Consider the following 21165-nt stretch of genomic DNA (forward strand, 5'->3'; position numbering starts at 1 on the left):
CCTGCTTTGTAATTTTTAGCTGCCTCATCGTACTTTCTTCGGTTTTAGTTCTGGTTGTTGGGGTACTGCCTTTAGTTATACGTATAAAGTTGTTAAAAAGTTACACACAGGTTCCGAAAATTTAAAATACTGGGGTTATAAACAGAAAAAACCCCTGATTATCAGGGGTTTATTAAATTAACAGAGTTTATGCCTAAGAGCGCGAACGCTGAGGTCTTCGGCCATTGCGGTCATTTCGGTCGCGGTTTCCGCCACCATCCCGTCTCCTTGGCGGACGCTCTACATAGCCTTCCGGTTTTGGTAAAAGCGCCCTTCTGGACACTTTGTCCTTGCGGGTACGCGGGTCGGTTCCCATATACTTTACATCAAAGACATCTCCCATATTCACCACGTCGGTAACCTTATCGGTACGTTCCCACGCCAGCTCCGAGATGTGCAGCAATACTTCATTTCCAGGGGCTTCCAAATATTCAACAACAGCACCGAAGTCAAGAAGTTTGATGACTTTTACTTCGTAAACGCTTCCCTCTTCAGGTTTGAAGGTGATCGAATCTATTTTAGCCAGAACCTGGTCGATACCTTTTTGGTCCGTCCCGAGGATTTCAACAAGCCCCTCTCCGGTTACCGGATCTTCGTTGATAACGATTGTAGTTCCGGTTTCTTTTTGAAGTTCCTGAATCACTTTACCTCCGGGTCCGATCAGGGCGCCGATGTAATCGTTGGCAATTACAGCATTGACCATTTTCGGGGCGTGAGGTTTCACATCCGCGTTGGCAGCAGGGATAGTTTCCGTCAGTTTCTCCAGAATATGAAGACGACCTTCCCGGGCCTGTTGCAGGGCCTTCACTAAAATCTCATAGGACAGCCCTTTAACCTTGATATCCATCTGGCAGGCGGTAATTCCATCTGAGGTTCCCGTGACTTTGAAATCCATATCACCAAGGTGATCTTCATCCCCAAGAATATCGGATAGTACGGCGTATTTGCCGGTTTCCGTATTGGTGATCAGACCCATGGCAATTCCGGAAACGGGTTTTTCAATACTTACCCCTGCATCCATAAGGGCCATGGTTCCGGCACATACGGTGGCCATGGAAGAGGAACCATTACTTTCCAGGACTTCTGATACTATACGAATCGTATAAGGCCAGTCTGCTGGGATACTCCCTTTTAAAGCTCTTTGGGCCAGGTTTCCGTGACCGATCTCCCGACGGGATGTCCCGCGAATCGGACGCGCTTCCCCAGTACAGAAAGGCGGAAAGTTGTAATGGAGGTAAAAGGTCTCCTCTCCTTCAAAGGAAGGCATATCGATTATGCTGGCATCCCTTGAAGTACCCAGGGTAACGGTAGCCAGTGCCTGAGTTTCACCCCTGGTAAAAATGGCCGAACCATGGGTTGAAGGCAGGTAATCCACCTCACACCAGATCGGACGAATTTCATCGGTCTTCCGACTGTCCAGGCGAAGCCCTTCTTCCAGAACCAAACTCCGGATGGCATCTTTCTCAGCTTTGTAATAGTATTTTGAGATCAGTTCACCGTGTTCCTCAAGTGTAGCATCGTCAAACGAGGCTTTGATTTCCTCCTTAAGGGCTGAAAAGGCCTCACTTCTTTCGTGCTTGGCAGAACCCGCTTTGGCAATGGCGTAGACCTTGTCGTAAGCCATTTCGTGGATCTGTTTTTCCAGATCCGCGTTTTCGCTTTCCTGGTCGTATTCCCGAACTTCTTTGCGGCCTACAGCCTCCGAAAGTCGGATCTGAGCGGCACACTGCTCTTTGATGGCTTCATGGGCGAAGCGGATCGCTTCTACCATTTCTTCTTCGGAAATCTCACTCATTTCCCCTTCTACCATCATTACTGAATCCGCTGAGGCTCCAACGACCATTTCGATGTCAGATTCCTGAAGCTGGGCGCGTGTAGGGTTGATGATCAGTTCGCCATTCACCCGTCCGACACGGACCTCGGAAATAGCACATTCAAATGGGAAATCCGAAAGCTGGATAGCTGCGGAAGCGGCCAGACCCGCCATGGCATCTGGCATAACGTCGTCGTCATGAGACATCAATTGAATCATCACCTGAGTCTCAGCGTGATAATCCTTTGGAAAAAGAGGGCGTAATACCCGGTCGACTAAACGCATGGTCAGGATTTCTCCGTTGCTCGGCCGCGCTTCCCTTTTAAAGAATCCTCCCGGGTATTTCCCGGAAGCCGCGAATTTTTCGCGGTAATCTACAGTGAGGGGTAAAAAATCAACGTCGCTCTGCTTGTAGTTGGACACTACCGTACAAAGCAACATACATTTACCGGATTGGACCACGACAGAACCGTGGGCTTGTTTGGCCAGTTTTCCTGTTTCGATAGAAATTTCCCTACCGTCTCCCAGGTCGATGACCTCTCGAAATGTTTTTGGAATCATTAGAAAGTAATTAATAAGTGCCCTAGGGCATTTGAATTAAACAAAGGTCTCCCGTCTTACCGGACGGTCTGGGTTGTGTTGTTGTGCAGGTCGACCAATGAAAAACCGGAAGTGAGCCTTTTAAGTTGCCTTAACAGGTAAGGACTTTTGGGACAGAGCCCTGTACAGGTATATCCTGTTTAGGGGTGCAAATAGAAACAGGGGAGCCAAAAAAGACTCCCCTGTATCGGTTATTTTCGAATGTTGAGTTCCTTGATCAGAATCCGGTATTTCTCAATATCCTTCTTCTTGAGGTAATCCAGGAGGCTTCTGCGCTTACCTACCAGCATCACCAGGGAACGCTCTGTATTGAAATCTTTCTGATTCCTTTTCAGGTGCGTCGTCAGGTGGTTGATTCGGTGGGTGAACAAAGCTATCTGGCCCTCTGTGGAACCTGTGTTTGTTTCAGAACCGCCATGTTTCTTAAAAATGTCGGTCTTAATTTCTTTGGTTAAATACATGCCAATATTGTTGTAAATGATTTTTATGTATCCGATTGATTTTCAATCAGGGCGCAAAGATACACATTTTATTCGTGAACTTTATGTCTACTGGTGATTAATACTACTTGGTGCGCGCCAGATCAGCAGAGAAGGTTAAAATGGGGTTCCGGGGGCATCAGACCGCCACTTCGTGACGGATCGGTTGGTTTTGAATCAAATCCAGATAGAGGTTGATTTTCCCCTTCAACTGGGTCCTGTGGACGATAAAATCCAGAAAACCATGTTCCAGGACAAACTCAGACGTCTGAAAGTCAGCCGGAAGGTCCTTTCCGGTGGCTTCTTTGACTACCCTGGGGCCTGCGAAACCGATCAGGGCTCCGGGTTCTGCGATATTTATATCCCCGAGCATGGCATAGGATGCCGTCGTACCACCGGTGGTAGGATCCGTACACAGGGAGATATAAGGTAATTTTGCTTCGGCCAGCTGGGCGAGCATTGCTGAGGTTTTTGCCAATTGCATCAGTGAAAGGGCTGCCTCCATCATCCGGGCTCCCCCCGATTTGGAGATCATCACAAAAGGCAACTTCTTTTTGATGCTATACGCGATGGCCCTTGCGATTTTCTCTCCAACAACACTTCCCATAGATCCTCCGATAAAGGCGAAATCCATACAGGCGATAACCATATCTTTACCCATGGATTTTCCCACTGCGGTGCGGACGGCATCTTTTAACCCGGTTTTCTTTTGCGCCTGTTTGAGGCGGTCGGCATACTTCTTCGTATCCTCGAATTTAAGGGGGTCTTTCGAAGTGAGGTTTTCGTCGAGTTCCTTAAAGGTATTGTCGTCGAAGAGGATCTGGAAATACTCTGTGCTGCCGATACGCACGTGGTAATCATCCTCTGGACTTACCCAGTAATTCTCGGCAAGGTCTTCCGATTCAATGATTTTTCCCGTTGGAGATTTATACCACAACCCCTTGGGGGTGTCTTTTTTCTCTTCTGTGGAGGTCTGAATCCCTTTTTCCTTTCTTCGAAACCAAGATGACATATGTTCGTCTTTTAGTGATTCTTCGTTACCCTGCAATTATAGTGTATTTACGTTGTTGAGATCTTCAAAGGCTTTCGTGAGTCGCTTGACAAAGGTCTTTTCACCTTCCCGCAGCCATACCCTTGGATCGTAAAACTTTTTATTGGGCTGGTCATCTCCATCCGGGTTTCCGATCTGGGCCTTCAGATAGTCTTTTTTGGCACCCATATAGTCGCGGATACCCTCCATAAAAGCATACTGCAGATCCGTATCGATATTCATTTTGATCACCCCGTACCCAATGGCTTCCCTGATTTCTTCAAGGGTGGAACCCGAACCCCCGTGAAAAACAAAGTCAATATGGTTGTGGCCCACCCCGTGTTTTTTACTGAGGTACTCCTGGGAGTTCCTTAGGATTTTGGGAGTGAGTTTGACGTTACCGGGTTTGTAAACCCCGTGTACATTTCCAAACGCCGCCGCGATGGTAAAGCGGGGACTTACTTTGGAAAGCTCCTCGTAGGCATAGGCCACTTCTTCAGGTTGGGTATAGAGCTTGGAATCATCCACATCGGAATTGTCCACGCCATCTTCCTCCCCTCCGGTTATGCCGAGTTCTATCTCCAGGGTCATGTCCATTTTATGCATGCGCTCCAGGTAGGTTTTACAGATTTCGATATTTTCCTCTATGGGTTCCTCAGAGAGGTCGATCATATGGGAACTGAAGAGGGATTTCCCTTTTTCCTTATAATATTCCTCGCTTGCATCGAGCAGGCCATCGATCCAGGGCAGTAGCTTTTTGGCACAGTGATCTGTGTGTAATATAACGGTGGCTCCATAGGCTTCAGCGAGCTGGTGAATGTGTTTGGCACCGGCGATGGCCCCGAGGATGGCCGCCTGCTGCCCATCATTGGAAAGCCCCTTTCCAGCATTAAACTGTGCACCTCCATTGGAGAACTGAATGATTACCGGGGCGTTGAGCTGGGCCGCTGTCTCCATAACGGCATTGATGCTGTCCGATCCGATGACATTGACTGCCGGCAGGGCGAACCCTTTTTCCTTGGCAAATCTGAAAATTTCCTGTACTTCGTCTCCGGTGGCTACTCCCGGCTTGATTGAATGGCCCATAGATCAGGTCTTAAAGAGAATAATTAATTGAGGCAAAAGTAATAAATAATCAGTGTTAAAAAGGATAATTGATCCCGATCTGCAGTACGGAATTGGCAAAGTTGTATTCCGCAAACCATCTTTCGGATGGAATTCGGGCAGGATTATAGGTTTTAAACCCTAAGTCTGCCCTGAATACAAAAAAGGAAAAATCATACCTCAGGCCGAATCCCGTGCCCACAGCGATATCCTGTAAGGACCGGAATCCGCTGAACGTTGCAGAATCCAAAGTGGTTTGATCCCATACATTCCAAATGTTCCCTACATCGGTAAACAGGGCACCCTTAAGATCTCCTACAACGGGAAAGCGGTACTCCAGGTTAAAGGCCAGCTTAAAGTTAGCCTCGTTAAAGTCATTGATGTTATCCGTGCTTCCCGGCCCCAGGGAATACGGGAACCAGGCCCGGTTATCGTTGGCACCCCCTGCGAAATAACTCCGGACAAAAGGAATATTATCTGCGTTCCCGTATGGAATAGCGATCCCGGCAAAGGAACGGAATGCAAGGACGTTTGTAGCGGTAAGTTCCCAATGTTTGATGTATTCCACTTCCGTTTTGACGTATTGGGAATAGGGAACGCCCAAAAAGAGGCGCTGACCGTTTTCATTTTTGTCAAAGGAAAAGAGGCCCCCCAGGGCAGACAAGACATTCCCGGCACTTTCAATCCGCCATCGGAACTGGTGAAAACTCCTGTCGTTAATACCGTTTTGGTTGTTTTGGGTAAACTGGTAGTTCGAGGAAAAAATTAAGTTGTTCTCCGTCAGCCGGATCCTCCGCTCTTCAATACGGAAGACGTCCCCGAAGGTGTCCGGATCTTGCGGGACTACCTCACCGTCCAGAATGGCATTGGTAAAGCCTGTGGTTCCCTCGGGGATAATGAGTTGGAGGGGATCGTTGGGGTCATCAGTCGGTTCATAGAAATCCACGAGATCCGGGTTATTCACAAACTCGGGCTCAGTCGCTATGTCATCCAGGCGGTCATAGGTGCTCTGGTAGACGTTGTAGAAGTTTTCCGGATTCAGGTTCCTGACGTATTCAATGTTGAGGAGTTCGAAAACATTCCGGGTAAGATCATTCGGGCTCCAGGTGTAGGAGAGGAGCTGGTTCAGGGTTTGCTTGTCCAGCCCGATATTGTTTTGGTAACTGGTCCCCAATGTAATTTTGGACTGGGGCAGCATATAACTCGGGACAAGGCGTTGGGCGTTGAGAAAAGAAAACATCCAGATACGCGGGAAGATAAGGCTGATATCGGCCGAAATCTCTGTAAAGAAATCCCTTGTGAGGGATTCGTCACTCAACAGACCGAATGTCGCCCGTCCATTGAGGCTGAGGGTCTCCGCTCCCCCGAACACGTTTCGGGTGACCAGGGCGGCCCCCATACCGATACCGATACGCTGTATATTGGAGTGAATCACGTCGAAATCGACACTCAGGGAGTTTTTCGGCCGGGCGGACAGATAGATGTTGGTCGTCAGTAAATCTTCTCCCTGTTCTACCAGTTCTATGTTCGGATACCGGAAGGTGTTCAGGTTGTTGATTTGCCTGTAGGTGCGCACGCGGTCAATTTCCCGATACACCTGACCCTGTTCCAGAAAAACGGCATTTCGAAGGGCTTTGGGTTTATAACGCAATTTACCCTTGTAGTAGATTTTAAAATTATCCTCTACCACAAATTTTAGTGAATCCCGCTGATCTGTAAAGGAATGGTCGACAAAAATATTGACCGAGTCAATCCGGTGGACCCGGTAGGGTGGAGCATCCTCTCCGTCCCTCTGGCGTGGGTTTTCGATATTGAGCTCCACCTCCATCTGTTGATCATCCCGGGCCAGGATGGTGTCCCTTAAAATGTCGTAGCTAATGGTGCTCTCCTGGAAGTTCCAGATTCCCGTATTTCGGAAAAGGTCTGTAAGTCGTTTCCGCTCTGCTGTAAAGGCGGCCAGGTCAAACTGTTCCCCTATCCGGACAAGGGATTCTTCTTTGTGCAGGGCATAAATAGAATCGATATCCGGGGAAGAAAACCGATAGGTGATGGTATCGATCATATAGGGACTTCCCAGGTCGATGTTATATCGGGTAGCCACTCTTTGGTTCCCGGTAGTGTCTACCTGAACACTTCCTGTATTGTTGAAATACCCCTTGGTGTTGTAATAGGCACGAATCCGATCCAGGGATTTCTGGGTCAGGCTGCTGTCCAGTATTACGGGAGCTTCCCCCGCCTTTTTTAATCCATTACTCAGGCCGGAGACAAAAAAAGACTCCCCCAATCGCTCTACCTGTTTTTGAGAGAGTACCCCTTCGAGGCGGTCGTAGCGTTTTTCTTTGCGATATAGCCAATCCTGATAAGCCGAATCCGGGTTGGGTTTGGCCAGGTTGTACACATGCAGTTTAAGCGGGATTCCGAGTACCTTTCCATTAGGTCGCTGGCTCACAAGGCTTTCTACATCGGAGTTTGGGGTTTTTACACTGTCGGCGTAGATTTCAAAATCCGTGAGCAGGAGTTCATCCGGCTCCACCCTTTTCAGGACGTTGCAGGAGAAAAAACTCAGTCCAATCAGGATTAATCCTATTTTAGCAGGGAGTTTCACAACGTGCCGGCGGGCCTTCATACGAGTCAAAATTACATTATTTGAATGGTTGCCAAAAGGGAATTAAAATTTATAAAGAGTCTGCATCAAAAAAAGCAGAGGAGTCTGAGCGGCTTCTTCCTGGCTGAGGGGGTGAAGGTGGTGGAAACTCTTATGGATGCCGGGTGGAAACCCACCCACCTCTACAGCACTTCAAGAATGGGCCAGTTTCCATCGGCACAGCCCATATCGGAAAAGGAATTAAAGTCTGTCAGTACCCTCAAACAACCCAATCAGGTCCTTGGCGTTTTTGAAATCCCCGCGGAAAGGCCTCCTGAATACCAAGGGTGGATCCTCGCTTTGGATCGGTTACGCGATCCGGGTAATCTGGGCACCATTATTCGCCTGTGTGACTGGTTCGGCATTCGGGAAATACTCTGTTCCCCGGATTCAGTGGACTGCTTTAATCCCAAAGTCGTGATGGCCAGTATGGGCTCCCTGGCTCGGGTTCAGGTACATTACCTCCCGTTGGGGCTTGCATTCGCAGAAAGTGGCCTCCCGGTATTCGGCGCGGATATGGATGGGGTTTCGGCTTCCACCTTTTCCTTTCCAAAGGAAGGTATCCTGCTGATGGGGAGCGAGTCTCACGGTATTAACCCGGATCTCAAGGATAATTTGAAAGAAGCCCTGAATATCAGGCCTTTTGCAAATCCCGGGGCGGAAAGTCTGAACGTTGGAGTGGCAACTGGGATTTTAATGTACGAGCTCAGAAAGCAACAACCCTTTACTCAAAGGTAAAATTCACAAATATACCCCGGGTCTTCATCGATTCGATGTTCCCGGTCCAGGGACTGTTCGGATCTTCATCCCGGAGGAGTTCATCGGTAAGGGCAAAAACCCCGCGGATCGAGGGTGAAAATTTAAAGTATTCGAGGTAAAAGTCGACACCAAACCCGATTTCGTAGTTGTAAACCTGTCGCTTCATCCGAAAAGTCCCACTGCTGTTATCATCAGGGGAATCTTCCTGGCTGCCTAAATTGAGGGCTGCCCCGAATCCGCCGATTACAAAGGGTTTGAAATTCCCGAGCCTCCGGGTGCTGACTTTTAGCAATAGAGGAAAATTTATATAGGTTGAACTCACCTCGCGTATGGCGTCCTCTTCAGATGAAAAACCGGGAAATCCAATGTCCCGTTGGGTGTAGAAAAGCCCGGGTTCAAAACGCAGGTCCAAAAACTCGTTGATGCGCATTTCCCCGATCAAGCCCACATTGAACCCGAAGGATTTGCTGACCAGGTTATCGGTTGGGTCGAGGTCATTCTTGTATTCAAACTTAAAATCATACTGGTTAAAGCCCAGAAAATACCCCCAGTTAAAACGTGCCAGGTCCTCATTCTGCAGATTGAGAATCGGCTTTTCGTTAAACTGAGCGCTTACCGGTTGGCCCAACGCCAGGGCCATAAAGAGCAACCAGATATGTCTCATACCTTATTTTGTGGCGGTGTAAATTGTGGCAACCCCAAAAGTTTGAGGCTCGTGTTTCATACCTATAAACCCGATTTTCCCTAAAATATTGTTGAATTCCTCCCCGTATGGAAAGGCGGCCGCGGACTCCGAGAGATAGGAATAGGCCGTTCCTTCGGCCGAAAATAGTTTTCCGAGAACCGGAAGGGCGTATTTGCCGTAGAGTTGATACCCCCATTTAAAGAATTTCTTCTCCGGAACCGAGGTTTCCAGTATAGCCAGTATACCCCCGGGTTTTAGTACCCTGTGGATTTCAGAGAGGCCCTTTTCCAGGTTCTCAAAGTTCCGAACCCCAAAAGCAACCGTTACCGCATCGAAGGACTGATCTTCAAATTCCAGGGCTTCACTATCTCCCAAAACCATATTTATTTTTTGCTGCAGTCCCCTGGAGACGACTTTTTTCTTGCCGATCTCCAGCATACCCGGGGAGAGGTCCAACCCGACGATTTCCTTGGCGGCGGTATTGCCGAAAGCAAGCGCCAAATCTCCGGTGCCTGTGGCAATATCCAATACGGAATCCGGGTTCTGGCTACTGACCAGTCGAATAAGTCGTTTTCGCCAAAAAGTATCTGTGCCGAAGGTGATCAGCCGGTTGAGGCCATCGTATTTTCCGGAAATGGTATCGAACATCTGTCGTACCTGTTCCTTTTTGTTCTGGTCCGAGTCTTTGTAGGGAAGTACCTGTTTGGCCATGGCAGACGAATTGAAGTGCAAAGATAGGACAATGGGCGGACGTGAGCCTCTAACAGCGGTGGGAACCTTTTAAATTCTAAGGGGCTTGTTTAGGGTGGAATTGTAAAAATCTGTAATTTTGCCCCGCAGTGTTTTCAGAGGCTACCTACTGTTTTAAAAGGCTGTTTACTTCACATTGCTCAGGGTTTTTGTTTGCCCGTACCAATGCTATACTGAATGAAAATTATCATCGCTGGCGCAGGAGAGGTTGGATTTCACCTCGCCAAACTACTTTCATACGAGTCCCAGGATATAACACTGATCGATACGGATAAGGAGAGTCTATCCTATGCGGAAGGACATCTGGATATCCGGGTACTCAAGGGGGATGCTACCAGTATTTCGATTCTCAATGACGCACAGGTGGGTAAATCAGATCTGGTTATTGGGGTTACCTCTTCGGAAACGACCAATATTACCCTCTGCCTGCTCGCCAAGCAACTGGGGTCCAAAAAGACCATTGCACGTATTTCCAACACAGAATTTGTGGAATACAAAGACCGGATAAAATTTTCGGAACTCGGTATTGACGAGCTGATTTCACCTGAAGAACTCGCCGCTGCGGAGATTAACCTGCTGCTGAGCCAGTCCGCCTTTAACGATACCTATGAATTTGAAGACGGCCTGCTTATCATGGTCGGGGTATCGCTGCCAAAGTCGGCTCCTTTCGTGGGTAAAACGGTTCAGGAGGCTGCCCTTATTTTCCCTGAATTGCATTTTATGCCTATTGCCATGCAGCGTCGTGGAACCCAGTTTACGCTTATCCCCAGGGGAGATACCGAATTCAAGGAGGAGGACCAGGTTTATTTTATCACGGACCGCACGGGCATGGATGAGCTTTATAAACTCACAGGTAAAAAGAAAGAGGAAATTCGCAATGTGATGATTTTAGGAGGCAGCAAGGTGGGTACTAAAGCGGCACGGGATCTTTGCGAGAAGCGGTTTAATGTAAAGATCATCGAAAAAGATAAAAACAAGGCTTTTGAAGTGGCCGATATGTTGCCCAATGCCCTTGTAATTAATGGAGATTGTCGGAATGTCGAGCTTCTGGAGGAGGAGAGTCTGGAATCCATGGATGCTTTTATAGCGGTAACCGGGAATTCCGAAACCAATATTATGTCCTGCCTGGTCGCGAAGTCCAAACACATAAAAAAGACCATCGCCCTGGTAGAAAACATGGATTATTTTCAGATTTCACAGTCCATAGGCGTAGATACCTTAATAAATAAGAAGCTTCTTGCCGCCAACAATATATTCCGGTACGTCAGAAGGGGGGAGGTAGTTGCCCTTACCCGTTTGAATAACCTGAATGCAGAGATACTCGAATTCGTGGTCAAACCGACTTCGGAAGTCGCCGGGGCCCTTATCCGGGAAATGGATTTCCCGCGTGAAGCCAGTATAGGGGGCGTTATCCGGAATGATACGGGCATTATCGCCCTGGGTGATTTCCGGATTGAGGAAGGAGACCGCGTGGTGGTGTGCTGTCTGCCCAATGCGATCCCGGAGATCGAAAAGCTGTTCCTGTAATATGGGCCTGAATTCAAAAATCATAATACACCTTATGGGGCTGCTGTTGCTTTTTAACGGCGGCTTTATGGTGCTGGCGGCCCTGGTGAGCGGACTTTATGCCGACGGAGCTACCCTGGGTATCAGCGTTGCGGCTGTCACTACTTTAATAGTGGGTACCATCGCAATGTATCTGACCCGGGGGCATAAGAAGGAAGTTAAGCGAAAAGAGGGGTATATCATTGTCGCTTTCGGCTGGATTATTATGTCTGCTTCCGGCGTACTTCCGTATATCTTATCAGGGAGTATTCCAGGAATCACCAATGCGTTTTTTGAAACCATGTCCGGGTATACGACTACAGGAGCCTCCATTTTGGATGACATCGAATCCATGCCGGAAGGGATATTGTTCTGGAGGAGCCTTACACACTGGATTGGGGGCATGGGGATTATTGTCCTGGCCATAGCCATACTCCCACTCCTGGGAATAGGCGGGATGCAGCTCTTTGCTGCAGAGGCACCCGGCCCGGCAGGCGATAAATTACACCCGCGGATTACCGATACTGCAAAACGCCTGTGGTTTATCTACCTCGGCTATACCGTTGCAGAAACCCTCTTGCTTAAACTCGCCGGCATGTCTTTTTTCGATGCAGTGAACCATGCGCTTTCCACCTTATCCACGGGGGGGTTTTCTACAAAAAATGCCAGCGTTGCCTACTGGAGTGACCAACCCATGATCCAGTATATCATTATATTATTTATGTTCCTGGCAGGAACCAACTTTGTCCTCAGTTATTTTGCCTTTAAGGGACGGGTGCAAAAGGTGATACGGGATGAAGAATTCAAGTACTTTACCATCTTTATCGGAATTTTTGCCCTGATGGTAACCGCGGTGATTTATTTCAGGGCGGACGTCCCTGTTTCCGATTACTATCCGATGGTGTATGGCTCGCTGGAGAGCGCCTTTCGCCATGGCTTATTCCAGGTGATCGCCGTGATCACCACCACGGGTTTTGTCACGGCCGATTTTACAGCCTGGACCTCATTTTTGACGATCGTATTTTTTGGACTGATGTTCGCAGGGGGCTCCGCCGGATCCACTGCCGGGGGTATCAAGGTGATGCGGCATATCCTGATTATAAAAAATGGCCTGTTGGAATTTAAACGTACCCTGCATCCGAATGCAATCATCCCCGTGCGTTTTAACGGCAAAACAGTTTCGGAGCATATCGTTTACAATGTCATTGCGTTTTTTGTTTTGTACATGTTGCTGTTTATTATAGGTGCACTTGTACTGGGTTTTTTGGGGCTGGATTTTACCTCTGCAATCGGGGGAGCCGCCTCTTCCCTTGGGAATGTAGGCCCCGCCTTCGGCAGTCTAAACCCTTTGAGCAATTTTAATGGCTTGCCCGCACTGGGAAAATGGTGGTGTTGTTTCCTGATGCTTGCCGGGCGGCTGGAACTCTTTACGGTGCTGATCCTGCTAACGCCCTATTTCTGGAAACGGATTTAAATTTCTATTGAGGGTAGCACACTTTAGAAATTAGCCAGAAGGTATTGGTGTTTTCCAGGGGTCATTGCGAACTCTGAAATTTTGTGCTCCAGATGATTCTAAGGGGTGATTCCGAAGCGTATCAGACTACTTCGGCAATCCGACGAACCGCTTCGCGGATCTCCTTTTCCGACGCGGCATAAGAAATGCGGATGCAATTCGGATTTCCGAATGCATCTCCAGTCACCGTCGCCACATTGGCCTCCTCGAGCAGATACAGTGCGAAGTCTGATGCATTGGCTATAGTACGCCCCCGGAGTTCCTTCCCAAAAAAAGCAGAGATGTCGGGAAAAACATAAAAGGCCCCTTCGGGGACATTTACCCGAAAACCTTTAATCTCCGAAAGTAGTTTGAGGATAAGGTCCCTGCGTTGCAAAAACTCATCGATCATAAACTGAATCCGGGAAACCGGAGCTTGCAGGGCAGCAATAGTAGCCCGCTGTGCAATGGCATTGGCCCCGCTGGTGATCTGCCCTTGAAACTTTGTACAGGCACGTGCAATCCATTCCGGGGCGCCAATATAACCGATACGCCAACCGGTCATGGCAAAAGCTTTGGATACTCCATTGACCGTTATCGTACGGTCGTACATACCATCTACGGCGGCGATACTCGCGTGTTCGCTCCTAAAATTAATGTGTTCGTAGATCTCGTCAGAGACCACAAAAATTCCTGGATGTTCGCGCAGCACTTCCCCCAGGCCCGCGAGTTCTTCACGGCTGTACACAGATCCGCTTGGGTTGCAGGGGGAGCTGTACCATATCATCTTGGTCTTTGGGGTAATCGCAGTGCGGAGTTGTTCGGGGGTCATTTTAAAGTCGGAAGCAATATCTGTGGGGACCTCTACCGGGATTCCCCCGGCGAGTTTCACGATGTCGCGGTAACTGACCCAGTATGGGGCGGGCAGGATTACTTCATCTCCCGGGTTTAAGAGCACCATCGCCACATTGGCCAGGGATTGTTTGGCACCCGTAGATACTACAATTTGCGCAGGGGTATACTCCAGGGCATTATCCCGCTGGAACTTCTGAGCAATCGCGTTTTTGAGGTCTGCATACCCGTCCACCGGGGAATAACTGCTGTAGTTCTGATCGATCGCCTCTTTAGCGGCTTCCTTGATAAAATCCGGAATATTAAAATCCGGTTCGCCCAGGCTTAGCCCAATAATGTCTTTTCCTTCATTCCTGAGCTCACGGGCCTTGGCAGCCATTGCCAGGGTAGCCGAAGTAGACATGCCGTTAATGCGGTCGGAGAGGTACGATTTCATAAAGGCACGGGGTTATTGCAACTGAAAGTCCGGTTTTTTCCCGAGTTCCTTCAGGTGTCGAAAATGCGAAATAATGGCCTTGCGTGTGGTCTGATACTCATTATAAGGGAGGTTGTACTCCCGGGCCGTTTGTTTGACGATTTCAGCAATTTTTGTGTAATGGATGTGTGAAATATTCGGGAAAATATGGTGTTCTACCTGGTGATTCAGTCCCCCGGTAAACCAATTGACGATCCGGTTGCGGGTCCCGAAATTCACGGTGGTCTTTAACTGGTGGATGGCCCAGCTGTTTTTCATGCTGCCATCTTTTTCAGGCAAGGGCATGTCTGCGTGGTCCACCACGTGCGCGAGTTGAAAAACCACACTGAGAATGACCCCGGCGACGTAATGCATAAGGAAGAATCCAATAAGCACTTTCCACCAGGCGATATCCAATACCAGCATGGGGATTACGATCCAGACTGTGGCATAGACCAGTTTGGTGATTAAAAGTACGCTCCAGTTTACAACCGGATTAGGGAATTTCCCATAGGACAATTTCCTTTTCGTATACCGATACATTTGCTGAAAATCCGTGGTAATGGCCCAGTTAAAAGTCAGCAATCCATAGAGGAGGATGGAATAAAAGTGTTGAAAACGATGGTGTTTTTGCCACTTCGAGTGGGGTGAGAACCGAAGGATTCTCCCTGCTTCGAGGTCTTCATCGTGCTCATGGATATTCGTATAAGTATGGTGCAGTACGTTGTGCTGGACCTGCCAGTTGTATACATTGCCCGCGAGGATATATATACTGCCACCCATCAGTTTATTGACCCATTTCTTTGAAGAGAATGTTCCGTGATTTCCATCGTGCATGACATTCATGCCTACACCAGCCATTCCAACACCCATCAGGAGCGTCAGCAAAAGGTTGGCCCACATCGGGAGATTCAGTGTCAGGATGATAAAGTAGGGCGCAAAAAACAGGGAAAACATAATGGCGGCTTTCAAATACAGACGCCAATTCCCGGTTTTTTTGATCTTATTCTCCTTGAAATAGGCATTGACGCGCTTATTTAAGGTCTTAAAAAACTGGGGTGAATCGGTTCTTGAAAAGCGGATGGATGAATTTTGCATGAGTAAACTTGATATTTATGGAAGATCGAAGGACTTCAAACCTTTCGACCTGCTAACGAATGTAGTATTTTTGGCAGTAAAGCACAAAGATAAGCATGATACCTGAAACGCTCTTCCATTATTTTCCCAATTTATCCGAAATTCAAAAGGATCGGTTCAGAGCTCTGGAAGGATTTTATAAGGATTGGAACGCCAAAATCAATGTGGTTTCCAGAAAGGATATCGATGAATTATACCTGCGTCATGTATTGCACTCACTGGGCATTGCTAAGGTTTATGAATTTCAACCGGGACAGCAGGTACTCGATGTGGGTACGGGCGGAGGTTTCCCGGGAATCCCCCTGGCCATCCTTTTTCCCGATACTCAGTTTACCCTTGTGGATGCCATCGGAAAAAAAATCCGGGTGGTGGAAGAAGTAGTGGCCGGATTGGACCTCTCCAATGTTACGGCCCTGCAGAGCCGGGTAGAAGACTTAACCAGGTCCTATGATTTTATCGTGAGCCGGGCGGTAGCGGCCATGCCGACTTTTGTGCACTGGACCCGGGGTCGCATTAAGAAACCGAAAGGGGTTGTGAACCCCGACGAAGCGGCTATGGCTCCCGGGATTCTCTACTTAAAGGGCGGGGATCTTTCAGAGGAACTGCAGTCGTATCCGAGGGCGCAAATCTTCCCATTAACAACTTATTTTAAAGAACCTTTTTTCGAGACAAAGAAAGTGGTTTACCTCCCCGATCCCTATAGTAAAAAGCGTAAAAAAGCCCCGCAAAAGCGGGGCTGAAGAGTTGATTGGGATAAAATCTAACCCAGAAACGGATACCGGTAATCCTCCGGGGTGACAAAAGTCTCCTTGATCAGCCTGGGCGACACCCAGCGCATCAGGTTTTGAGCAGAACCCGCCTTATCATTGGTACCTGAGGCACGCGCCCCGCCAAAAGGTTGCTGACCCACTACCGCTCCGGTAGGCTTATCATTGATGTAGAAGTTTCCGGCGGAATTCTCAAGTGCCTTTGTCGCCTGTGTAATGGCATACCGGTCTTGTGCGAGGACGGCGCCGGTAAGGGCGTACACGGAGGTTTGATCCACCAGTTCCAGGGTTTCTTCCCACTTCGTATCTTCATATACATAAACGGTAACCACCGGTCCGAAGAGTTCCTCTTCCATGGTGACATAATGCGGATCTGTCGTCAGGATAACCGTGGGTTCGATAAAATAACCCCTGGACTTGTCGTAACCGCCTCCGACAATTATTTCGGCTTCAGCATCTTTTTTAGCCCGATCGATATACCCCGCCAATTTATCAAAGGAACCCTCGTGGATGACCGCGGTCACAAAATTGCTCAGGTCTTCCGGCGACCCGGGTTTATTTATAGATGCCGCATCCCTCTTAACGCGTTTTAAGATCGTCTCAGCTGTAGATTTAGGCAGATACACCCTGGAGGCTGCACTGCACTTTTGACCTTGCAATTCAAAAGCTCCCCGGGTAATGGCCGTGGCCACCTGGTTGGGTGCTGCCGTGGGATGGGCAATGATAAAGTCTTTTCCGCCGGTCTCCCCTACAATCCGGGGATAGGTTTTGTAACGGTGGATATTTTCTCCGATCTGTTTCCACAAGCTTTTAAAGACTGTGGTAGAACCTGTAAAGTGAATCCCTGCAAAATCAGGGTGCGTGAGCATGGTCTCCGTAATCATGACGGGATCCCCGTAGATGGCGTTGATAACCCCATCCGGAAGTCCGGCCTCCCGGAATACATCGATGATGACCTTGGCCGAAAATATCTGGTGATCGCTCGGCTTCCATACTACAACATTACCCATAAGGGCCGCGCTGGCGGGAAGGTTCCCCGCAATGGCGGTGAAGTTAAAAGGGGTGATCGCATAGACAAACCCTTCAAGGGGACGATACTCCACCCGGTTCCAGATCCCCTCATCCGATTCAGGTTGTTCCTGATAGATGTCGGTCATAAAGCTGACGTTAAACCTCAGAAAATCGATGAGTTCACAGGCTGCATCGATTTCAGCCTGGTGGACCGTCTTGGACTGGGCGATCATCGTCGCTGCATTGATTTTAGCCCGGTAAGGGCCTGCGATCAGGTCGGCCGCCTTTAAAAAAACAGCTGCGCGCTGTTCCCAGGGCATATCCGCCCATCGCGAACGGGCCTTAAGTGCCGTTTTTACGGCGAGGTCTGCCTCTTTTTTGGAGGCTGTATGGTATTGTCCCACCTGATGTTGGTGGTCGTGCGGGGGTGAAATGGGCCTGGTGTTCCCGGTGCGTACATCCTGCCCGTCAATCCACATGGGGATATCTGCGGAACCGTCGTAATAAGCTTTGTATTGTTTCAGTACAGCCTCCCGTTCCTCAGAACCCGGGGCATAACTCTTGACCGGCTCGTTGACCGCCGGAGGGACTTGAAAGTATGCGTTACCCATGACAAATATTTAAGGGATTATAAAATCCCGACAAAGGTACGAAACGAAAGGCCCTTTTGAAAACCGAAATACAAGGTATTCTCTCACAGAGCTTGCGCTCTGCAACGGCTGAAAACAGATAAGTTTCCTGCCCTTGTATGAGGTCGCCTACAGGACGGTTAATTAATGGGTAATTGCCGGGTGTGAGCGCTGATACCCTCGAAAATTTCCGGAAGTAGATTAAATAATTTGGAGGTTGACCAAATAATCGGCGTGATCAGTTCCTAATTCAGTGCAAAAGGCGCGTTCAGTCGAAAAGTGGGTACAAAGACCTGAAATTTTTCTGAAGAAGAGAGATTCACCATATTGTAAAACCCTTTCATAGCCCCGATAGGGGAGGCGAGCAGGCAGCCCGAACTATACGTGTGGGATTCCCCGGGACGAATAACCGGCTTTTTCCCGATAACGCCTTCACCGTCGAGGACTTCCATCTCATTTAGGGCATCGTAGATGTCCCAGTGCCTGGAGGTGAGCTGTACGGAGTCTGTGCTCTGGTTCTCTATGGTAATCGTATACCCGAATGCAAAATGCATTTTGTAATTCTTAAAAAAGGTTCCCTCAAAACTTGTTTTGACGGAAACCCGAATCCCACGGGTGACTTTAGTGTTCATTTTCATATTCTAAAAGGTAAGAGCGCTGCCAATCAAAAATACAATAGCCGCAATGCATGCCAATATAACAAAAACAGTGTTCAAAAACAGGTACTTTAAGGTAGTTTTAAACCAACCTTGCCCATAAAACCGTTTCATGGACAAAAACAGGTAGACCGAAAAAATAAAAATGGTGTATCCGATGGTCCTCCAGCCAAAAATCCAGTCCAATAAAAAGCTACCAATGAGCAAGATAAAGAAGAAGGATTGGCTGTGAAAGGAAAACACCAGATTATCGGTGTAGGTGTATTTTTTACGGATATAGATAAGCCACAGGACAATGGTAAAGAATGGTAAGAAGAAAAATATGGCAAAGGGGACGGTAGAAATGAACTCCTGGAGGAAGCTCCCGGGTTGGCGGGCCAGGTGGTCCGAACTTTCTGCAATCCCAAAGGCCAGGCTGTTTGCGGTTGTAGGCGGCAGGTCGTATTTCTCCACCGCCTGGTCAAAGCTATAAATACTGTCCTGCTCAATAAGCGTCAGGAAAAATTGAGATTTTTTAAGGGTACTGCCGAGCCAGGAGTTATCTTCAATACCGGCAAGATATGCTCTTGGATCGGACAGAATAATGGAGTCTTTTGTTCGTTTAGTGGCTTTGAGGCCTTCCCTGAGGCCCAGGCTATCGATGATTTTTAAGGTACGGGGGTCCAACCCGTCTATAGTCAGGCTGTCCTTTCCTCCCCCGGTAAGGCTATCCAACCCTTTTATACCCAAGCTGTCTAACCTTTCTAAGGTCAGGCCTTCCAGGTTCTTTATCCCCAGGCTGTCCAGGTTCTTCAATTGGGCACTGTCTAGGTTGTTTAGAATTTCCATTCGTACTTCATTGCCGGGATCTCCGCTGAAATCGAGGTCCGGAATCTTATCGAGTAAATTTGAGGTACTGTTACCCTGACGATCAAATCGTTCAAAGTCCCCGCTAAAGCTGATCATCAGGAAGTAGATGATGCCAACGCTCAGTAAGAGGCGGAAGGGGTTGGCATAGGTCTTGCGTTTTCCCTCGATGAAATCCAGGCTGATTTTCCCGGGCCACCGGATCATGGTATAAAGGGTCTTAAAGAGACGGGTGTCGAGATTGACGATTTCGGCAAAAAATTCTTCAAAAAAGTCCCTTACGGAGAGGTGTTTGGTGCTGTTGGCCTGGGAGCAATACGGGCAATACCGGTCTGAAAGCTCGAGCGGATGCCCGCAATTCAGACACTCTGTCCCTCTGAATTTAAGGGGGAATCTGCCTCCTTTTTTGACCGGTTTGGTTTCCATATCCCTATGAATGGTTTCAATTGCTGATCGTACTCGAATTTGCCGTTCCAATACCGATCACACTATCGTAAATATCCCCGAAATCCCGGTAATACACCAGGATGGTATAGGTGTTTTCGGCGTAGTCAAAACTACCTGAAACCGAGTTGAGTTCAACAGTGTTATCTGCCCTTCGTATGGCGTATTTAAAGTTGTAAAATCCCTGTTTTAAAAGGAGTTTAGCCTCCAGTTTTCCGTTCGCTTCGTTAAACTGCATCCGGTTGAGGTCTTCCAGGGCGTAGTTGTTGAATTTCCCGAAGATGTACACCTCATCCAGGCCGAGCATTTGGCTGTATGGCAGGCTGAAATGTACCCAGGTATACTCCGCTTCCCGGGAACTGTCCTGGCCCTGCAGGGTCCGAATCACAAAGTCTCCGTTGATGTCCGGGAAATACGTGTATTCGAGGTCATACCGGTAGCGGTTTGTAAAGAGGTAATGGTGGTAGAGATCTTCCATACTAATACCTGAAATCATGGCGGTAGGGGCGCGCAGGTCGCTGGAGTCGAAGTTCAGGTATTCATTCCCACCGTAAAAGGCGGTTTCCTGGTCGTACCGGTAAATGAGTTCATTCCCGATGGTGAACTGCGGAGGGATGTTAAAACGGGCCGTAGGCCAGTGGTAATTCTGGAGGATCGCCACTTTGACCTCCTTCTTGGGGTTTATCAGTTGAATGCCCGATGGGTTTATAGTGAATTGAACAGACTGTTTTTTACCGATAAATTCAAAGTCCCGCGAGCGTTTAATAGTTGCTCCCACCTGAACTAAATCCCTGAAAATCACAAACCGCCTGGAGAATTGCAGTTCATCATCCGCATTGTAGATTTCAAGGACGTAGTTGCCACTGACCTTGAATCCCACCTGGCTATTAGGTAAGGTCAGCCGGTAATTTGAGTAGGGTTGGAGGGTGGTGTAGCTGTTTTCGTAGGTGATGATCCTCTGGTTGTCATTCCCCTTTAAATATTGAGATTTGAGGAGCTGAGAGGGAGTCCAGTCGTAATCGCAATGCAGGATACGGTAGTAATAATCCTGTTCGCTGGCCGAAAGGTCATCGAATTCCAGGCGAATCGGATCCCCGAGCTGGATGATGGGAAACTGGTCTTCCGTAGGTCCTTTAAAAGTGATGGACTTGATATTTTCCGGCGCAACTACCTCTTGCTGAACTTGTGGGAGTGCCGCAAGACTCCAGAAAAATAATAGAAGATGTTTAAGCTTGAACTGCATTAAGCGCCTTTTTTACAAACAAAGGTAAACAAAATGAGACCCCCGTAAATTCCCTTCGCTATACCGCCCAAAAAATGGGGTAATAATTATGAAAACTTTCTTTTAAGTGCTATTTTTGGGCCTTTATTTTAACCAAAGGTTTCGAAGCTTATGCCCACGGATATCAGGATTAAAAAAGGATTGAAT

General features: G+C 48.3%; 17 protein-coding genes. 4 read left to right on the top strand and 13 right to left on the bottom strand.

What is annotated here, in order from left to right; translation table 11 throughout:
* Window positions 1-193: 193 nt before the first annotated feature.
* The 5 genes from WBV75_RS03475 to WBV75_RS03495 all read right to left on the bottom strand — a co-directional run bounded on the left by WBV75_RS03475 (window position 194) and on the right by WBV75_RS03495 (window position 7691).
* Window positions 194-2413, bottom strand: a complete 2220-nt coding sequence (locus WBV75_RS03475) for a polyribonucleotide nucleotidyltransferase (RefSeq protein WP_424119266.1) — start codon at window positions 2411-2413, stop codon at window positions 194-196.
* Between the two features lie 230 nt (window positions 2414-2643).
* The gene (gene rpsO / locus WBV75_RS03480) at window positions 2644-2913 is read right to left on the bottom strand and encodes a 30S ribosomal protein S15 (RefSeq protein ID WP_424119267.1); all 270 of its coding nucleotides are present in this window, start codon (window positions 2911-2913) and stop codon (window positions 2644-2646) included.
* Window positions 2914-3070: 157 nt separating this feature from the next.
* Window positions 3071-3943 carry an acetyl-CoA carboxylase, carboxyltransferase subunit beta gene (gene accD, locus WBV75_RS03485; RefSeq protein ID WP_424119268.1) on the bottom strand — a complete coding sequence of 291 codons (873 nt, stop codon included), beginning with the start codon at window positions 3941-3943 and terminating at the stop codon, window positions 3071-3073.
* 36 nt (window positions 3944-3979) lie between these two features.
* Window positions 3980-5047: a class II fructose-bisphosphate aldolase gene (gene fbaA, locus WBV75_RS03490; protein ID WP_424119269.1), complete on the bottom strand. Its 1068-nt coding sequence runs from the start codon at window positions 5045-5047 to the stop codon at window positions 3980-3982.
* A 55-nt stretch (window positions 5048-5102) separates the two neighbouring features.
* Window positions 5103-7691: a BamA/TamA family outer membrane protein gene (locus tag WBV75_RS03495; RefSeq protein ID WP_424119270.1), complete on the bottom strand. Its 2589-nt coding sequence runs from the start codon at window positions 7689-7691 to the stop codon at window positions 5103-5105.
* A gap of 24 nt (window positions 7692-7715) precedes the next feature.
* On the opposite strand from WBV75_RS03495, the gene WBV75_RS03500 reads away from it, so the two are divergent.
* Window positions 7716-8447, top strand: coding sequence for an RNA methyltransferase (locus WBV75_RS03500; protein ID WP_424119271.1), 732 nt, complete (start codon window positions 7716-7718; stop codon window positions 8445-8447).
* Here WBV75_RS03500 and WBV75_RS03505 read toward each other — a convergent pair.
* Both WBV75_RS03505 and ubiE read right to left on the bottom strand, forming a co-directional pair.
* The gene (locus tag WBV75_RS03505) at window positions 8434-9132 is read right to left on the bottom strand and encodes a porin family protein (RefSeq protein ID WP_424119272.1); all 699 of its coding nucleotides are present in this window, start codon (window positions 9130-9132) and stop codon (window positions 8434-8436) included. The genes WBV75_RS03500 and WBV75_RS03505 overlap by 14 nt on opposite strands.
* Before the next feature lie 3 nt (window positions 9133-9135).
* Window positions 9136-9864 carry a bifunctional demethylmenaquinone methyltransferase/2-methoxy-6-polyprenyl-1,4-benzoquinol methylase UbiE gene (gene ubiE / locus WBV75_RS03510; RefSeq protein ID WP_424119273.1) on the bottom strand — a complete coding sequence of 243 codons (729 nt, stop codon included), beginning with the start codon at window positions 9862-9864 and terminating at the stop codon, window positions 9136-9138.
* Window positions 9865-10080: 216 nt separating this feature from the next.
* Between ubiE and trkA the strand changes: the two genes are divergently transcribed.
* Both trkA and WBV75_RS03520 read left to right on the top strand, forming a co-directional pair.
* Window positions 10081-11430: a Trk system potassium transporter TrkA gene (gene trkA, locus WBV75_RS03515; protein ID WP_424119274.1), complete on the top strand. Its 1350-nt coding sequence runs from the start codon at window positions 10081-10083 to the stop codon at window positions 11428-11430.
* 1 nt (window position 11431) lies between these two features.
* A complete protein-coding gene (locus WBV75_RS03520) occupies window positions 11432-12922 on the top strand; it encodes a TrkH family potassium uptake protein (RefSeq protein WP_424119275.1) in 1491 nt (496 codons plus the stop codon).
* Between the two features lie 121 nt (window positions 12923-13043).
* Here the strand turns inward: WBV75_RS03520 and WBV75_RS03525 are convergent, their stop codons facing one another.
* Together WBV75_RS03525 and WBV75_RS03530 are read right to left on the bottom strand one after the other, a co-directional pair.
* Window positions 13044-14228, bottom strand: coding sequence for a pyridoxal phosphate-dependent aminotransferase (locus WBV75_RS03525; protein WP_424119276.1), 1185 nt, complete (start codon window positions 14226-14228; stop codon window positions 13044-13046).
* 12 nt (window positions 14229-14240) lie between these two features.
* Window positions 14241-15344 carry a fatty acid desaturase family protein gene (locus WBV75_RS03530; protein ID WP_424119277.1) on the bottom strand — a complete coding sequence of 368 codons (1104 nt, stop codon included), beginning with the start codon at window positions 15342-15344 and terminating at the stop codon, window positions 14241-14243.
* A 95-nt stretch (window positions 15345-15439) separates the two neighbouring features.
* Here WBV75_RS03530 and rsmG point away from each other — a divergent pair, with 95 nt between their 5' ends.
* Window positions 15440-16123 carry a 16S rRNA (guanine(527)-N(7))-methyltransferase RsmG gene (gene rsmG, locus WBV75_RS03535; RefSeq protein WP_424119278.1) on the top strand — a complete coding sequence of 228 codons (684 nt, stop codon included), beginning with the start codon at window positions 15440-15442 and terminating at the stop codon, window positions 16121-16123.
* 20 nt (window positions 16124-16143) lie between these two features.
* Here the strand turns inward: rsmG and pruA are convergent, their stop codons facing one another.
* From pruA to WBV75_RS03555, 4 genes are all read right to left on the bottom strand, one after another.
* Entirely contained in the window at window positions 16144-17772 is a 1629-nt protein-coding gene (pruA, locus tag WBV75_RS03540) for an L-glutamate gamma-semialdehyde dehydrogenase (RefSeq protein ID WP_424119279.1), read from the bottom strand.
* A gap of 263 nt (window positions 17773-18035) precedes the next feature.
* Window positions 18036-18422: a Co2+/Mg2+ efflux protein ApaG gene (gene apaG / locus WBV75_RS03545; protein ID WP_424119282.1), complete on the bottom strand. Its 387-nt coding sequence runs from the start codon at window positions 18420-18422 to the stop codon at window positions 18036-18038.
* A gap of 9 nt (window positions 18423-18431) precedes the next feature.
* Window positions 18432-19718, bottom strand: a complete 1287-nt coding sequence (locus tag WBV75_RS03550; protein WP_424119280.1) for a DUF3667 domain-containing protein — start codon at window positions 19716-19718, stop codon at window positions 18432-18434.
* A gap of 16 nt (window positions 19719-19734) precedes the next feature.
* Entirely contained in the window at window positions 19735-20979 is a 1245-nt protein-coding gene (locus WBV75_RS03555) for a DUF5103 domain-containing protein (protein ID WP_424119281.1), read from the bottom strand.
* Between the last annotated feature and the right edge of the window lie 186 nt (window positions 20980-21165).

Source organism: Robiginitalea sp. (assembly GCF_049588695.1).
Classification (GTDB): domain Bacteria; phylum Bacteroidota; class Bacteroidia; order Flavobacteriales; family Flavobacteriaceae; genus Robiginitalea.

Excerpts from the sequence above, each read along its gene's own strand:
- WBV75_RS03475 (WP_424119266.1), bottom strand. The coding sequence starts at position 2,413 with ATGATTCCAAAAACATTTCGAGAGGTCATCGACCTGGGAGACGGTAGG.
- pruA (WP_424119279.1), bottom strand. The coding sequence starts at position 17,772 with ATGGGTAACGCATACTTTCAAGTCCCTCCGGCGGTCAACGAGCCGGTC.
- accD (WP_424119268.1), bottom strand. The coding sequence starts at position 3,943 with ATGTCATCTTGGTTTCGAAGAAAGGAAAAAGGGATTCAGACCTCCACA.
- WBV75_RS03495 (WP_424119270.1), bottom strand. The coding sequence starts at position 7,691 with ATGAAGGCCCGCCGGCACGTTGTGAAACTCCCTGCTAAAATAGGATTA.
- trkA (WP_424119274.1), top strand. The coding sequence starts at position 10,081 with ATGAAAATTATCATCGCTGGCGCAGGAGAGGTTGGATTTCACCTCGCC.
- WBV75_RS03530 (WP_424119277.1), bottom strand. The coding sequence starts at position 15,344 with ATGCAAAATTCATCCATCCGCTTTTCAAGAACCGATTCACCCCAGTTT.
- fbaA (WP_424119269.1), bottom strand. The coding sequence starts at position 5,047 with ATGGGCCATTCAATCAAGCCGGGAGTAGCCACCGGAGACGAAGTACAG.
- WBV75_RS03520 (WP_424119275.1), top strand. The coding sequence starts at position 11,432 with ATGGGCCTGAATTCAAAAATCATAATACACCTTATGGGGCTGCTGTTG.
- WBV75_RS03500 (WP_424119271.1), top strand. The coding sequence starts at position 7,716 with ATGGTTGCCAAAAGGGAATTAAAATTTATAAAGAGTCTGCATCAAAAA.
- WBV75_RS03555 (WP_424119281.1), bottom strand. The coding sequence starts at position 20,979 with ATGCAGTTCAAGCTTAAACATCTTCTATTATTTTTCTGGAGTCTTGCG.
- apaG (WP_424119282.1), bottom strand. The coding sequence starts at position 18,422 with ATGAACACTAAAGTCACCCGTGGGATTCGGGTTTCCGTCAAAACAAGT.
- rsmG (WP_424119278.1), top strand. The coding sequence starts at position 15,440 with ATGATACCTGAAACGCTCTTCCATTATTTTCCCAATTTATCCGAAATT.
- WBV75_RS03550 (WP_424119280.1), bottom strand. The coding sequence starts at position 19,718 with ATGGAAACCAAACCGGTCAAAAAAGGAGGCAGATTCCCCCTTAAATTC.
- ubiE (WP_424119273.1), bottom strand. The coding sequence starts at position 9,864 with ATGGCCAAACAGGTACTTCCCTACAAAGACTCGGACCAGAACAAAAAG.
- WBV75_RS03525 (WP_424119276.1), bottom strand. The coding sequence starts at position 14,228 with ATGAAATCGTACCTCTCCGACCGCATTAACGGCATGTCTACTTCGGCT.
- WBV75_RS03505 (WP_424119272.1), bottom strand. The coding sequence starts at position 9,132 with ATGAGACATATCTGGTTGCTCTTTATGGCCCTGGCGTTGGGCCAACCG.
- rpsO (WP_424119267.1), bottom strand. The coding sequence starts at position 2,913 with ATGTATTTAACCAAAGAAATTAAGACCGACATTTTTAAGAAACATGGC.